Consider the following 13538-nt stretch of genomic DNA (forward strand, 5'->3'; position numbering starts at 1 on the left):
GGCGCCGCTGCTACCATCGGCGCATGCGCATCCTGATCCTCGGCGCCGGCGCAACCGGCGGCTACTTCGGCGGACGCCTGGCCCAGGCCGGCACCGACGTCACCTTCCTGGTCCGCCCGGCGCGGGCCGAGCGCCTGCAGCGCGACGGCTTGCGCATCCGCAGCCCGCGCGGCGATGCCGACGTCGCGGTGGCCACCCTGACCGCCGACACGCTGCCGGCCGCGGCTGCGGCGCGACCGTTCGACCTGGCGATCCTCAGCTGCAAGGCCTACGACCTGGACAGCGCACTGGACGCGCTGGCGCCGGCGATGGGCCCGGGCACCGCGCTGCTGCCGATCCTCAACGGCCTGCGCCACTACCCGCTGCTGGACGCGCGCTTCGGCGCCGACCGCGTGCTCGGCGGCCTGTGCTTCATCAGCGCCACGCTGGGCGCGGACGGCGCCATCGAGCACCTGGCCAAGCCGGCCTCGCTGACCTTCGGCGAGCGCGACGGGCGCGGCGCCGACAGCGCCCGCGTGCGCGACCTGGCCGCCGCCTGCACGCAGGCCGGCATCGACCATGTCGCCACGCCCCGGATCGCGCAGGAACAGTGGATCAAGTACACCTTCCTGACCGCGCTGGCCGCGGCCACCTGCCTGATGCGCGCGCCAACCGGCCGCATCGTCGCCAGCGACGACGGCGTGGCGCTGCTGCGCGGGCTGTATGCCGAATGCACGGCGGTCGCCGCCGCCGCCGGCGAACCGGTGCCGGAAGCGGCGCAGGCCAGCGCACTGCAGCTGCTGACCCAACCCGGCTCGCCGATGAAGGCCTCGATGCTGCGCGACCTGGAAGCCGGGCAGCAGGTGGAAGCGCAGCACATCGTCGGCGACATGCTGGCCCGTGCCCGCGCCGCCGGCCATGCCGCACCGTGGCTGCTGGCCGCGTACTGCCATCTGCAGGCTTACCAGGCCGGGTTGGCGCAAGGCTGAAGGCATGGCGGCGGGCGACGCCGCCACAGTGACGCGCCTCGCAGCGGAGAGGTTCACGCCCCCACAGGTCCCCGGCACACCGCCATGCGCCGGCATGCATCTGGTACGAGCGGGGCCGGCCGCGACGCGCGTCGCCATGCGACTGTCCGGCCGACACGCGTCGGGACTGGAGTCCCTCCCAAAACCCACCCCGCCCGGCTTGCCCTTGCGCGTGCATGGAGTGGGTGCAACCGCGACAGGCACTTCCCCGGTCACCGGAGCCGCGAGGACCCGCCGACGCCGATGCCCGAGACCGTCCACCGCCACTGATGCATTCCCTGATCCGCCCGACCGGGCAGCGCAGTCCGCCACGCGGCAGCCGCCTCGGGGGGCCGCGGAACGCATTGCGTGCCTGCGAGTCCTCGGCTGCGGCACGTGTGCCCCGTCCGTCGCGCCTCTTCGCGCGCCGCTGACGCCCGCCGCGCCTATGCTCGCCGACCTGACCACGGCGAGCGGCGATGAAGTTCATGGAAAAGATATTCCGCGGCGGCCATTTCCTGATCATCCTGCTGTTCCTGCTGTGCGCCGCCGGCCTGGTGGCGATGGCGGTGCTGGAACTGTGGCACGGCCTCACCCCCGGCGGCGACCTGGTCATCCGCGACCGCTTCAACGTGGTGCTGGAGGCGATCGGGCTGCTCACCGTGGCGCTGGTGACGCTGGAACTGGGCCAGACCATCTTCGAGGAAGAGGTGCAGCGCGACGTCAAGATCAGCGGCCCGACGCGGGTGCGCCGCTACCTGTCGCGGTTCTTCGTGGTCATCGTCATCGCCCTGGCGATCGAGACGCTGGTGTCCGTGTTCGAACTGATGCACGACGACCCGGCCAAGCTGCCCTATGCCACCGCGGTCGGCCTGTGCGCGGCGCTGTTGCTGGTCGCCTGGGGCGTGTTCGTCAAGCTCAACCGCAGCGCCGAGGAACTGGAGCCGGAAGCGATGGCGGAAGCCAAGCGCGAGGACGCGCAGATCGAATAGCGCGGATCCGCGCACGGAAAACCGGCGCAGCGACGGGCCATGAACCCTGTAGGAGCGGCTTCAGCCGCGACAGGCGCTAACGGTAGTGCCGGTCGCGGCTGAAGCCGCTCCTACAGGATCTCGCGAGCGCAAACGACCGCGATCGACTGCTGCGGCAGCGCACGTGCCGCCAGCATTCGGTCCGCATCGCCACGCACAACCGCGATAGCCGCAGCCGGGCGGCGGACTGCGCTCATGCAGCGTCGGGCAAGCGGAAGAACCCGCGCGCGGTGGCGGTGGTCGCCGCCGCGGTCGCCGCCACGTCCTCGCCGCGGTCGCGCGCCAGTTCCTCGACGATGTGCGCCAGGAACGCCGGTTCGTTGCGCCGGTCCTTCGGCAGCGGCTTGAGCGTGCGCGGCAGCAGGTACGGCGCGTCGGTCTCGATCATCAGCCGCGCTGCCGGGATGTTCCTGACCAGCTCGCGCAGATGCGCGCCGCGGCGCTCGTCGCACAGCCAGCCGGTGATGCCGATGTGCCAGTCGCGGTCCAGGTAATCGAACAGCTCCTCGCGGGTGCCGGTGAAGCAGTGCACCACCGCCGGGCCGAGCTTGCCGTCGAACTGGCGCATCAGCGCCAGGAAATCCGCATGCGCGTCGCGCTGGTGCAGGAACAGCGGCTTGCCGGTGTCGGCGGCCAGCTGCAGCTGGCGCTCGAAGGCGCGGTGCTGCGCCGGGCGCGGCGCCAGGTCGCGGAAGTAGTCCAGCCCGCACTCGCCCACCGCCACCACCTCGGCATGCGCATGCAACGCGCGCAGTTCGGCGTCGCACTCGGCGGTGTACTCGAGCGCGTGGTGCGGATGCACGCCCGCGGTGGCGTAGAGGAAACCGGGGTGCTGCTGCGCCAGCTGCAACGCCAACGGCGAGTGCTCGCGGCTGGCGCCGGTCACCACCAACTGCGCGACGCCGGCGTCGCGGGCGCGCTGCAGCACCGCGTCGCGGTCGCGATCGAAGGAGTCGTGGGTGAGGTTGGCGCCGATATCGATCAGAGTCATGCGGAGATGCCGAGGAAGCCGGGCAGGAAAGCGGGAGATTGTACGGGGCCGGCGCTACCGGCGAGATCGGCGCGCTCTACAGCGGCGCAGCCGATCCGTATCCTTGGCCGATGGCCTCTCCCGTTTTTCCGATCGACCCGCTGCTGCCGCAGATCCGCGACAGCCTCGCCGCGCACCCGCGGCTGGTGCTGGAAGCCCCGCCCGGCGCCGGCAAGACCACCCAGGTGCCGCCGGCGCTGCTGGACGCGCCGTGGCTGCAGGGCCGCCGCATCGTGATGCTGGAACCGCGCCGGGTCGCCGCGCGCAGCGCCGCCACGTTCATGGCCCGGCAGCGCGGCGAGGCGCCGGGCGAGACCGTGGGTTACCGCATCCGCTTCGAGAACAAGGTGTCCGCGCGCACCCGCATCGAAGTGGTCACCGAAGGCATCCTGACCCGGATGCTGCAGGACGACCCGATGCTCGACGGCGTCGGCGCGCTGCTGTTCGACGAATTCCACGAACGCCACCTGGCCGCCGACCTGGGCCTGGCGCTGGCGCTGGACGTGCAGGCGCAGGTGCGCGAGGACCTGCGCATCGTGGTGATGTCGGCGACGCTGGACGGCGAACGCCTGGCGCAGTTCCTGGACGCGCCGCGGCTGTCCAGTGCCGGCCGCAGCTATCCGGTGGAGATCGCGCATTTCCCGGCGCGGCGCGAGGAGGCATTGGAAGCGCAGACCCGCCGCGCCATCGAACATGCGCTGCAGCAGCATCCCGGCGACGTGCTGGTGTTCCTGCCCGGGCAGCGCGAGATCGCGCGGGTGCAGGCGGCGTTGGAGGCAGCCGGGGTGGGGCTGGGAGTGCCCGCATCGGGGGCCGCTTCTGGCACCCTGGCCTCCGGCACCGCCTCGGGCGCACCCTCATCCGGCGCTGCGCGCCACCTTCTCCCGGGGGGAGAAGGCAGCGGTGTCGACGTGTTGCCGTTGCATGGCGAACTGCCGGTCGAACAGCAGGCCCGGGTGCTGCAGCCCGATCCGCACGGCCGCCGCCGCGTGGTGCTGGCGACCAACGTGGCCGAATCCTCGGTGACCCTGCCCGGCGTGCGTGTGGTGATCGATGCCGGGCTGGCGCGCGAGCCGCACTACGACCCCAACAGCGGTTTCTCGCGGCTGGACGTGACCGCCATCGCCCAGGCCTCGGCCGACCAGCGCGCCGGCCGTGCCGGCCGTGTCGCCGCCGGCTGGGCGTACCGGCTGTGGCCGCAGTCGCAGCGCCTGGAGGCGCAGCGCCGCGCGGAAATGCTGCAGGTGGAACTGGCCGGGCTGGCGCTGGAACTGGCGGCCTGGGGCAGCGACGCGTTGCGCTTCGTCGATCCGCCGCCGGCCGGCGCGCTGGCCGCCGCGCGCGAACTGCTGCAGCGGCTAGGGGCCTTGAGCGAGAACCAAGCGATCACCGCGGCCGGCCGGCGCATGTTGGCGCTGGGCACCCATCCGCGGCTGGCGGCGATGCTGCTGGCCGCGCCGGATGCGCGTGCGCAGGCGCTGGCCTGCGACCTGGCCGCGCTGGTCGAGGCGCGCGATCCGCTGCGCCAGGGCGGCGACGCGCTGGCGGCGCGCTGGCGCGCACTGGCCGGGTTCCGCCGCGGCCGCGCCCCGCACGACGCCAACCGCGGCGGCCTGGCCGCGATCGATGCGGCCGCCAAGCAATGGCGGCGGCGCCTGCGCAGCGACGCTGCCGCGCCGGACAGCGTGGAAGCGCACGAACTCGGCGACCTGCTGGCCCATGCCTTCCCCGACCGCATCGCCACCCGCCATCCGGCCGATCCGTTGCGCTATCTGCTGGCCAACGGCCGCAGCGCACGCCTGTTCGAGCACAGCGACCTGCGCGGCGAGCCGTGGCTAGTCGCCACCGAACTGCGCTACGAAGCCAAGGACGCACTGCTGCTGCGCGCCGCGCCGGTGGACGAGGCGCGGCTGCGCGCGGATTTCCCGCAGCGCTTCGTGCAGCAGGACGTGGTGCGCTGGGACGCCGAGCGGCGCGCGTTGAGCGCGCTGCGCGAAACCCGCTTCGACCGCATCGTGCTCGACAGCCGCCCCGCCGGCCGCGTCGATCCGGCGCATGCGGCGGCAGCGCTGACCGAGGCGGTACGCGAACTCGGCCTGCAGGCGCTGCCGTGGAGCGAGCCGCTGACCCAGTGGCGCGCGCGCGCGGTCGCGCTGCGCACGTGGATGCCGGAGCTGGGCCTGCCCGATCTTGGCGACGCAGCGCTGCTGGAAGGCCTGGACGGTTGGCTGCGCCCGGCCTTCGCCGGCAAGACCCGGCTCGATGCGCTCGGCGAAGACGACCTCGGCGAGGCGCTGAAGTCGCTGCTGCCGTGGGACCAGCGGCAGACCGTCGATCGCCACGCGCCGACGCGGATCACGGTGCCCTCGGGCATGGAGCGGCGCATCGACTACACGCTCGACCACGCCGGCCAACCGCAACCGCCGGTGTTGGCGGTGAAGCTGCAGGAACTGTTCGGGCTGGCCGACACCCCGCGCGTCGCCGACGGCCGCGTGCCGCTGCTGCTGCACCTGCTCTCGCCCGGCGGGCGCCCGCTGCAGGTGACCCAGGACCTGCGCAACTTCTGGTCCAGCACCTATCCGGAAGTGAAAAAGGAAATGAAGGGCCGCTATCCGCGCCACCCGTGGCCGGACGACCCGTGGACCGCCACCGCCAGCCATCGCGCGAAGCCGCGCGGCACTTGAGCACGGCGGCAGCCATCGCGCTGCAGGTTTGCGGCCGTTGCAGACGGGCAACAGCGGCGAAGAGGACGTTCCGTCTGCACGCCGCGTTTCCGAAGGTCCGGCGCAAGCACGCCGGATGCACCGATGCAGGCGAGCACCGCCTCGCCCGCCGTCCCTGCCCGTGGATGGCGAAGGCGATGGACCCGGCGCGAACGCTGCGCTGATCGACGTCGCCCGCGGCAACGTCGCGCCAGCGCCACGGCGTGCGGTCCCGTCGAGACATCCCACCGTGGCGATCGCAACCGCACCGGCCACCGCACCCGAACCGGCCGCGCATTCAGCCGGCAGACGACTCCACGCCGGCGCGCTAACGCGGTCTATACGGTACCCGGGGGACACTGCGGTCCTTATTCCTGCCAGTAGGGACGCCCCCATGAGCAAGCTGACCATCATCACCGACCGCGCGCTGGATCTCGCCAGCCATGCCGGCGACAGCCTCCGTCACATCGGGCCGCAGGCCAACAAGTGGCTGCAGTCCGGCGCCGCCATGGGCGCGCTGAAGACCGGTGCGGCGCTGGGTGCGGTGAAGACCGGCACCAAGGTCGCGCGGACGGCGGTGCGCCGCAATCCGGTCATCGCGATCGCCGCCGCGGCGGTGGGCGTGGGCCTGCTCGGGTATGCGATCTACCGCAAGCGCCAGCGCGACAACAACGCGCCGATCGAAGGCGATTCGCAGCGCATCGAAGCCAGCAAGCGCGGCAACGCCGGTGCCCGTCGTTCGGCGGCGCGCACCTCGCGCCGTGCCGCGGCCGCGCAGGACGCCACCGAAGAATAAGCATTGCAGCAGCGTCGCCGCGACAGCGACGACGGCAGCGCCATCGAAACAGCGGCCGGATGCATCCGGCCGCTGTTTTCGTTTACAGGCAGCGGACGACGTGGTGTCCAAGCGATCTGCAGCGCGGCGACGAAGCCCCCCGCGACGGCGATCGTCGAGCGCCTGCGGACACGCCACACGGCACGCAAGCGTCTCAATCCGGAATTCGCGACCACCGGCCCCGTTCCTGTAGGAGCGGCTTCAGCCGCGACAGGGCTACCGGTAAAGCGTCGCGGCTGAAGCCGCTCCTACACGGGGGCGTTGCCCACATGGCTTACAGCGCCCGCCACGCGCCCGGCGCCAACCCCTCCAGCCGGTGCGCGCCGATCGCCGCGCGGACCAGGCGCAAGGTCGGCAAGCCGACCGCGGCCGTCATGCGCCGCACCTGGCGATTGCGCCCTTCGCGCAGCACGATCTGCAGCCAGGCATCGGGCACCGTCTTGCGGAAGCGCACCGGCGGGTCGCGCGGCCACAGGTCCGGCGCTGTCTCCAACACGCTGGCCTGCGCCGGCGCGGTCGGTCCGTCGTTCAATACCACGCCATCGCGCAGGCGCTGCAGCTGTTCGGGCTGCGGCACGCCTTCCACCTGCACCCAGTACGTCTTCGGTTGCTTGTGCCGCGGATCGGTGTAGCGGTGCGCCAGCGCGCCGTCGTCGGTGAGCAGCAGCAGGCCTTCGCTGTCGTAGTCCAGCCGCCCCGCCGCGTACACCTCGGCGGGCAGGCCGAACCCGGCCAGCGTGCGCCGCGGCGGGTCGCTGCGATCGGTGAACTGGCACAGCACATTGAACGGCTTGTTGAACGCGATCAGCATGGAAGCGGAGATTGGGGAAAAGGGATTCGGGATTGGCCACGCATCGACGGCGCGCGCGGCGCGGGTAATTCTCCCACGCCGGTTTTCCTTTCCCGCTGCCCGCGCCGCCGTTCTCAGCGCTTGACGAACTTCAGCGTCATCCGGTCGCTCTCGCCGATCGCCTTGTACTTGGCATCGTCGGCGGCATCGTGGCTGTTGCTCGGCGGCAGCGTCCACACGCCGCCCGGATAGTCCTTGGTGTCGCGCGGATTGGCGTTGACCTCGCTCTTGCCGGCCAGTTTGAAGCCGGCCGCCTCGGCCATCGCGATCACCTGCGCCTGACCGACGTAACCGCTCTTGTCGTCGGCCGGCACATCGGCCTTGGCCCGGTGCTCGACCACGCCGAGCACGCCGCCGGGCTTGAGCACCGCGTAGAAGCCCTTGAACATGCCCTCGGCCTGGCCGGACATGCGCCAGTTGTGCACGTTGCGGAAGGTCAGCACCAGATCGGCCGAGCCGGCCGGACCAAACACCGGCGCGGTCGGCGAATACGCCACCAGCTTGGCGCGGTCGTACTGCGCCGGCGCGGCGGCGAACTTCTGCTCCAGCGTCGCGCGCGCCTTCTGCTGATACTCGCGGCCGCGCCCTTCCGGCACCGCCGTCGGATCGACCACCGCGGCGATGTACTGGCCGCGCTCGCGCAGGTACGGCGCCAGGATCTCCGAATACCAGCCGCCGCCCGGGGTGATCTCGATCACCGTCTGGGTCGGCTTGATGCCGAAGAACGCCAGGGTCTGCCCGGGGTGGCGATAGGCGTCGCGCTCGGCGTAAACGCGGTCGCGCCAGCTGCCGTCGATGGCCTTCTGCAAGGCCGCATCCGGCGCCGGCAGGCTGGCGCTGTCGGCAGGCTTGATCGCCTGCGCGTTCGGGATCGCCAGCGTCGCGGCAATGGCAAGGGTACAAGCGCAGGCAAGCGTGGTGCGAAGGCTCATGGCGTACGTCCGTTGTCGGTGTGACGCGAGCCTAGCACGCATGCGCGCACGCCCGAATGTTGTCTTCGCGTTAGCCCGAATCACGCAAACGGAACGCTGTTTTCGCGACCATCGCCCCGATACCGAAACCTCGGACGACTATCCTGTCGCCCTTCCCCACAGCGGAGCGTTCCCCATGCTGCACACGCGCGAACTCGGCCGTTCCGGCCTGCACGCGGCGCCGCTCGCCTTCGGCGGCAATGTGTTCGGCTGGAGTGCCGACGCCAAGACCTCCTTCGCCTTGCTCGACGCCTTCGTCGAAGCGGGCTTCAACCTGATCGATACCGCCGATGCGTACGCTGCCTGGGTGCCCGGCAACCGCGGCGGCGAGTCGGAAACCATCATCGGCCAGTGGCTCAAGCGCAGCGGCAAGCGCGACAAGGTGCTGATCGCGACCAAGGTCGGCAAGTGGGCCGAACGCCCGGGCCTGGCCGCCGACAACATCGCCGCAGCGGTGGACGAATCGCTGCAGCGCCTGCAGACCGACGTGATCGATCTGTACCAGGCCCACGAGGACGACGAATCGGTGCCGCTGGAAGCCTCGCTGGCCGCGTTCGGGCGGCTGATCGAGCAAGGCAAGGTGCGCGCGATCGGCGCCTCCAACTACAGCGCCGAACGCCTGGCCGAAGCGCTGAAGGTGTCGGCGCAGTACGGATTGCCGCGCTACGAGACGCTGCAGCCCGAATACAACCTGTACGACCGCGCCGGCTACGAGGCCGGCCTGGAACCGCTGGTGCGCGAACAGGGACTGGGCACGCTCTGCTACTACGCGCTGGCCCGCGGGTTCCTCAGCGGCAAGTACCGCAGTCCCGCCGATGCGGCGAAGAGCCAAGCGCGCGGCGACAGCGTGATCGCGCGCTACCTCAACGCGCGCGGCCTGCGCATCCTCGCCGCGCTCGACGACATCGCCGGCAAGCATTCGGCCACGCCGACCCAGGTCGCCCTGGCGTGGCTGATCGCGCGCCCCGGCATCGCCGCGCCGATCGCCAGCGCCACCAGCATCGAGCAGTTGCAGCAGTTGTTGGCCGCCGCGCGCCTGGCGCTGTCGGCCGAGGACATCGCGCAACTGGATACCGCCAGCAAGGAAACCGTATGAGCACCGCTTCCCATACCACCCGCGTGGTCCTCGCCTCGCGTCCGCAAGGCGCGCCGACCGCGGAGAATTTCCGCATCGAACAGGCGCCACTGGCCGTGCCCGGTCCCGGCCAGGTGCTGCTGCGCAACCGCTGGCTGTCGCTGGATCCGTACATGCGCGGACGCATGAGCGATGCGCCCTCGTACGCGCCGCCGGTGCAGCTGGGCGAGGTGATGGTCGGCAGCACCGTCGCCGAGGTGCTGGAATCGCACCATCCCGACCTCAAGCCCGGCGACCTGGTGCTGGTGCAGAGCGGCGGCTGGCAGACCCACCTGGTGGCCGACGGCGCCGGCCTGCGGCGCAAGCTCGATCCGCACTCGCCGCTGCCGCCGAGCACCGCGCTCGGCGTCTACGGCATGCCTGGTTTCACCGCCTACGCCGGCCTGCACGAGATCGGCAAGCCGCAGAGCGGCGAGACCGTCGTGGTCGCCGCCGCCACCGGCCCGGTCGGCGCCAGCGTGGCGCAGATCGCCAGGTTGCGCGGCGCGAAGGTGATCGCCATCGCCGGCGGCGCCGAGAAATGCCGCTACCTGCGCGAGGAATTGGGCCTGGACGTGGCGCTGGACCATCGCGCTGCGGACTTCGCCGAGCAACTGCGCGCCGCCGCGACAGACGGCATCGACGTGTACTTCGAGAACGTCGGCGGCCACGTGTTCGATGCGGTGCTGCCGCTGCTCAACGATTTCGCGCGGGTGCCGGTGTGCGGCACCGTCGCCACCTACAACAACAAGGGCGAACAGCCGCCGGGGCCGGACCGCCTGCCGGCACTGATGAACCAGGTGCTGCGCCAGCGGCTGACCCTGCGCGGCTTCATCGTCGGCGATTTCGTCAAGCTCTATCCCGAGTTCCTGCGCGAGATGGGCGCGTGGCTGGCCGACGGCCGCGTGCGCTATCGCGAGCATGTCGTGCAGGGGCTGGAGAACGCGCCGCAGGCCTTCATCGACATGCTCGGCGGCGGCAATTTCGGCAAGCTGGTTGTGCAGCTGGATGAAAGCCGGGATTAGGGATTCGGGATGGGACAGCCTGCGCTGCGCGGTAGGGATCGCGCGGCGCTTGTCTGTGCAGCCCTGACCGCGTCTATTGCAACAGGAAGCGCTGCAGCGCGTCGTTGAAGGCGTGCGGCGATTCCACATTGCACAGGTGCCGGCCATGCACCTGGGCGAAGCTGCCGCGCGCCGCCTGCGCGGCGATCGCCTGCAGATCGGCCGGCGGGCAGACCGGATCGTCGTGTCCGGCAAGCGCCAGCAGCGGCGTGGCGATCTCGCCCAGGACCTCGCGGAAATCGGCGCTGGCCAGCGCCTCGCAGCAGGCCGCATAGGCCTGCGCATCGGTGCTCAGGAAGCTCGCCAGGATCGCCTCGACCGTTGCCGGCTGCAGCTCGGCGAAGGCCGGGGTGAACCAGCGCTCGCGGGTGCCGGCGAGCAGCGACGCCAGTCCGTCGGCCTGCACCTGCGCGATGCGCGCCTGCCAGCCATCCTCGGTGCCGATCCTGGCCGCGGTCGCGCACACGGTAAGCGTGTGCAGGCGCGCGCCGGCGTGGATGCCCAGCCATTGCCCGGTCAGCCCGCCGATCGACAGGCCGCAGAAATGGGTCCGCTCGACCGCCAGCGCATCGAGCAACGCCAGTACGTCGCCGGCCAGCGCCTCGATCCGATACGGTCCAGGCGCGGCGCTCGAGGCGCCGTGGCCGCGGCGGTCGTAGCGCAGCACCCGGTAGTACGGTGCCAGCGCGTCGATCTGCGCGTCCCACATGTGCAGGTCGGTGCCGAGCGAATTGCAGAAGGTCAGCCATGGGCGGCCTTCGCTGCCGTCGATGCGGTAATGCAGGCGATGCGTCGGAAGTTCGAGGAAGGGCATGGCGGCAGGGTCGGCTGGGAAAGGGCGCGCGACCGATGGCCGCTACCGGAGTCTAGCTCCCTCGCGCCTTGCCAGCATGCTCCAAGCGCGTACCGCCGGGTGTTCGCTACCGCAAGCCGGCACAGAACTCTTGAGGCGCATGCGCGACCGACTGCACATGCGGCCCACACCGACATCCAATTCACCACCCCTGGGTCGGCGCCGGACAACAAGGAAATCCGTGCGACGACGGCATCACGGCCACACGCACCGCGTCGCTGCGACAACACACCTCGTGCGTGCCGCAGCGACGCATCGCCGCGATGTCCCGGATCCTGGCCTATCTCACTTGGTCGCCGGATCCCAATGCTCCTGGATCTTGCCGTTCTGGATGCGGAACATGTCGAACCAGGTGGTCGTGTAGGTCTTGGTCGCATCCTTGGGGTCGGGCAACGTGCGCACCGATACCAGGGTCACGTAGTCGCCCTCGGCGAGGATCGCCACCAGCGGCAGCTGCACGCGCGGCTTGATCGGCTGCGGTTTGACGAACGCGGTCAGGAACTGCAGGAATGCGTCGCGGCCGTTGGCCACAGTCGGATTGTGCTGGATATAGTCCTTGGCCATGTACATCGGCGCGTACTCGGTGTGCCCGGCTTCGAACACGATGCGCCAGAAGTCGTAGACCAGGCGCTTGTTCGCCTCGGTGCGCCAATCCGATCCCTGCAACAGCTGCTGGTGGTTGGGATTGGCGGTGACCGCGGTTTGCGCGAATGCGGAAGCGGCGGGGAACGCGAGCAGCAATGCGAGCAGAGACGCATGCAGGCGAATTTTCATTTCGATGACTCCGTCGGGGGAAGTGGCTTGATCGCTGGCGCCATCCAGTAACCGGAAAGTAAGTGATTGGCCGCTGGAGGACGCACCGCGAGCCTAGCAGTGCGCATTGCGCCAGGTCGGGCATCGCCCGGAGAAAATGCGGCCATTTCCCGATGATTTTTTTCGCTTTGCGGAGCCGGCCACAGTAACCAAAACACCAGAATTGGAAACGCCTCTTCGAGGATTGCGAATCTGCCGAGGACTGCTGACGCGCGGCGCAGCGATCGAGGCATTGGCGAGAGAGACAAAAATAATTCGATAAACCCCTTGCGCAACGAAAACAACGCAGGTAATGTGCGCGCCCATCAGCCGACACGTTCGGCAACGACGACTCCGACGATCATGACCTTCCGCCCCTTCACCGCACATCTGCCCGGCCTGCAGCGCGAAACGCGCGCAGCGGTCCTGCGTGCGCAGCGCGATACCGCGCTGCGGCTGGATCGCGCCACCTGATCGACTGATCGCCCGTTGCGGAGATCGGTTGCATCGATCTCCGAGGAACGCGAACGCCCTCGGACACCATGCCGGGGGCGTTTTGCTTTGCGCGTTCGCATGCCATGTGTTTTGTTTTTGTCGATCCAACATCCCAGGCACCCGGGCATGGAATGCCCGGAAACAGGGAAGTTTCGCTCGCGAGGCGCGCAAGCGCTGCGTCCAGGTGCCGGACGCGGGCGGCGGGAATGGAATCGACGCAGGAATTGCCGTTTCGAAAGAGGCGGCAATGGGAAACTGCACTTAATGGTCGCTAGCGGTACGGGATGCCATTCCCGTCCGGTGCGCACGGCACTGCCGTCGCGTATGCCTGCAGCCGGGACGTGCAGTTTCCACCAGACGTTAGCTCAGAGGTAGAGCAGTGGCGCGTCCACGTGTCGCCGGTTCGACTCCGGCACGTCACCTTTTGGATAGCTCAATTGGGTAGAGCATCGGAAACTCAATCCGAGGGTTGCGGGTTCGATTCCCGCTCCGAGAACCATGACCTGTCACGTCATGTGCAATACCGGGCGCAAGCCCAGCAAGTCGCGCCGCGCGGGACACGCCGCACGCATCGCCACCGGCGCTGCGTAACGCATGCACCGCAGCGCCGCTGCCGCCGCCACGCCGCCCTGGACGTGCGCGCCTGCGCCGACGGTCGCATCGCAATGCAGCGCGATGCCGACGACATGCGCCGGCCTCCGCACCGACAGCGCCCGCTGGCCGCCGTGGCGACGTCGTGCGCGCACTTGCACTTCTCTTGCAGCGTTGCGGCGCCCATGGCGCTCGCAACGTGGCGTCCTCGCGCTCGTCGGTCC

General features: G+C 70.2%; 12 protein-coding genes and 1 tRNA gene. 8 read left to right on the forward strand and 5 right to left on the reverse strand.

Annotation, left to right across the window (positions count from 1 at the left end; translation table 11 throughout):
* Positions 1–23 precede the first annotated feature (23 nt).
* Both panE and HDC36_RS22385 read left to right on the forward strand, forming a co-directional pair.
* The gene (panE, locus tag HDC36_RS22380; RefSeq protein ID WP_179571061.1) at positions 24–968 is read left to right on the forward strand and encodes a 2-dehydropantoate 2-reductase; all 945 of its coding nucleotides are present in this window, start codon (positions 24–26) and stop codon (positions 966–968) included.
* 497 nt (positions 969–1465) lie between these two features.
* A complete protein-coding gene (locus tag HDC36_RS22385) occupies positions 1466–1978 on the forward strand; it encodes a hypothetical protein (protein ID WP_179571062.1) in 513 nt (170 codons plus the stop codon).
* A 232-nt stretch (positions 1979–2210) separates the two neighbouring features.
* On the opposite strand, the gene HDC36_RS22390 is transcribed toward HDC36_RS22385, so the two are convergent.
* Positions 2211–3008 (reverse strand): TatD family hydrolase, encoded by a 798-nt coding sequence (locus HDC36_RS22390; RefSeq protein WP_179571063.1) that lies wholly within the window; start codon positions 3006–3008, stop codon positions 2211–2213.
* 110 nt (positions 3009–3118) lie between these two features.
* Here HDC36_RS22390 and hrpB point away from each other — a divergent pair, with 110 nt between their 5' ends.
* A complete protein-coding gene (gene hrpB / locus HDC36_RS22400; RefSeq protein WP_255432872.1) occupies positions 3119–5731 on the forward strand; it encodes an ATP-dependent helicase HrpB in 2613 nt (870 codons plus the stop codon).
* 412 nt (positions 5732–6143) lie between these two features.
* A complete protein-coding gene (locus tag HDC36_RS22405; protein WP_179571064.1) occupies positions 6144–6545 on the forward strand; it encodes a hypothetical protein in 402 nt (133 codons plus the stop codon).
* 313 nt (positions 6546–6858) lie between these two features.
* On the opposite strand, the gene HDC36_RS22410 is transcribed toward HDC36_RS22405, so the two are convergent.
* A complete protein-coding gene (locus HDC36_RS22410; protein ID WP_179571065.1) occupies positions 6859–7395 on the reverse strand; it encodes a pseudouridine synthase in 537 nt (178 codons plus the stop codon).
* Between the two features lie 113 nt (positions 7396–7508).
* Positions 7509–8366, reverse strand: coding sequence for a class I SAM-dependent methyltransferase (locus HDC36_RS22415; protein WP_179571066.1), 858 nt, complete (start codon positions 8364–8366; stop codon positions 7509–7511).
* Between the two features lie 175 nt (positions 8367–8541).
* Between HDC36_RS22415 and HDC36_RS22420 the strand changes: the two genes are divergently transcribed.
* Both HDC36_RS22420 and HDC36_RS22425 read left to right on the forward strand, forming a co-directional pair.
* Positions 8542–9501 carry an aldo/keto reductase gene (locus HDC36_RS22420; protein ID WP_179571067.1) on the forward strand — a complete coding sequence of 320 codons (960 nt, stop codon included), beginning with the start codon at positions 8542–8544 and terminating at the stop codon, positions 9499–9501.
* Positions 9498–10544 carry an NADP-dependent oxidoreductase gene (locus HDC36_RS22425; RefSeq protein WP_179571068.1) on the forward strand — a complete coding sequence of 349 codons (1047 nt, stop codon included), beginning with the start codon at positions 9498–9500 and terminating at the stop codon, positions 10542–10544. The genes HDC36_RS22420 and HDC36_RS22425 overlap by 4 nt, the downstream gene beginning before the upstream one ends.
* A gap of 73 nt (positions 10545–10617) precedes the next feature.
* On the opposite strand, the gene pcaD is transcribed toward HDC36_RS22425, so the two are convergent.
* A complete protein-coding gene (pcaD, locus tag HDC36_RS22430; protein ID WP_179571069.1) occupies positions 10618–11397 on the reverse strand; it encodes a 3-oxoadipate enol-lactonase in 780 nt (259 codons plus the stop codon).
* 324 nt (positions 11398–11721) lie between these two features.
* Positions 11722–12210: a nuclear transport factor 2 family protein gene (locus HDC36_RS22435; RefSeq protein ID WP_179571070.1), complete on the reverse strand. Its 489-nt coding sequence runs from the start codon at positions 12208–12210 to the stop codon at positions 11722–11724.
* Between the two features lie 306 nt (positions 12211–12516).
* Here HDC36_RS22435 and HDC36_RS22440 point away from each other — a divergent pair, with 306 nt between their 5' ends.
* Both HDC36_RS22440 and HDC36_RS22445 read left to right on the forward strand, forming a co-directional pair.
* Complete coding sequence (locus HDC36_RS22440; RefSeq protein WP_179571071.1) at positions 12517–12702, forward strand: hypothetical protein; 186 nt, start codon at positions 12517–12519, stop codon at positions 12700–12702.
* Positions 12703–13145: 443 nt separating this feature from the next.
* A tRNA-Glu gene (locus HDC36_RS22445) sits at positions 13146–13222 on the forward strand.
* Positions 13223–13538: the final 316 nt, after the last annotated feature.

This window comes from Xanthomonas sp. JAI131 (genome assembly GCF_013410075.1).
In the GTDB taxonomy this organism is placed as follows: domain Bacteria; phylum Pseudomonadota; class Gammaproteobacteria; order Xanthomonadales; family Xanthomonadaceae; genus Xanthomonas_A; species Xanthomonas_A bonasiae.

What these genes read in the sequence shown, in the direction of transcription:
- HDC36_RS22385 (WP_179571062.1), top strand. Translation starts at nt 1,466, where the DNA reads ATGAAGTTCATGGAAAAGATATTCCGCGGCGGCCATTTCCTGATCATC.
- hrpB (WP_255432872.1), top strand. Translation starts at nt 3,119, where the DNA reads ATGGCCTCTCCCGTTTTTCCGATCGACCCGCTGCTGCCGCAGATCCGC.
- HDC36_RS22405 (WP_179571064.1), top strand. Translation starts at nt 6,144, where the DNA reads ATGAGCAAGCTGACCATCATCACCGACCGCGCGCTGGATCTCGCCAGC.
- HDC36_RS22415 (WP_179571066.1), bottom strand. Translation starts at nt 8,366, where the DNA reads ATGAGCCTTCGCACCACGCTTGCCTGCGCTTGTACCCTTGCCATTGCC.
- HDC36_RS22425 (WP_179571068.1), top strand. Translation starts at nt 9,498, where the DNA reads ATGAGCACCGCTTCCCATACCACCCGCGTGGTCCTCGCCTCGCGTCCG.
- panE (WP_179571061.1), top strand. Translation starts at nt 24, where the DNA reads ATGCGCATCCTGATCCTCGGCGCCGGCGCAACCGGCGGCTACTTCGGC.
- HDC36_RS22390 (WP_179571063.1), bottom strand. Translation starts at nt 3,008, where the DNA reads ATGACTCTGATCGATATCGGCGCCAACCTCACCCACGACTCCTTCGAT.
- HDC36_RS22420 (WP_179571067.1), top strand. Translation starts at nt 8,542, where the DNA reads ATGCTGCACACGCGCGAACTCGGCCGTTCCGGCCTGCACGCGGCGCCG.
- HDC36_RS22435 (WP_179571070.1), bottom strand. Translation starts at nt 12,210, where the DNA reads ATGAAAATTCGCCTGCATGCGTCTCTGCTCGCATTGCTGCTCGCGTTC.
- pcaD (WP_179571069.1), bottom strand. Translation starts at nt 11,397, where the DNA reads ATGCCCTTCCTCGAACTTCCGACGCATCGCCTGCATTACCGCATCGAC.
- HDC36_RS22410 (WP_179571065.1), bottom strand. Translation starts at nt 7,395, where the DNA reads ATGCTGATCGCGTTCAACAAGCCGTTCAATGTGCTGTGCCAGTTCACC.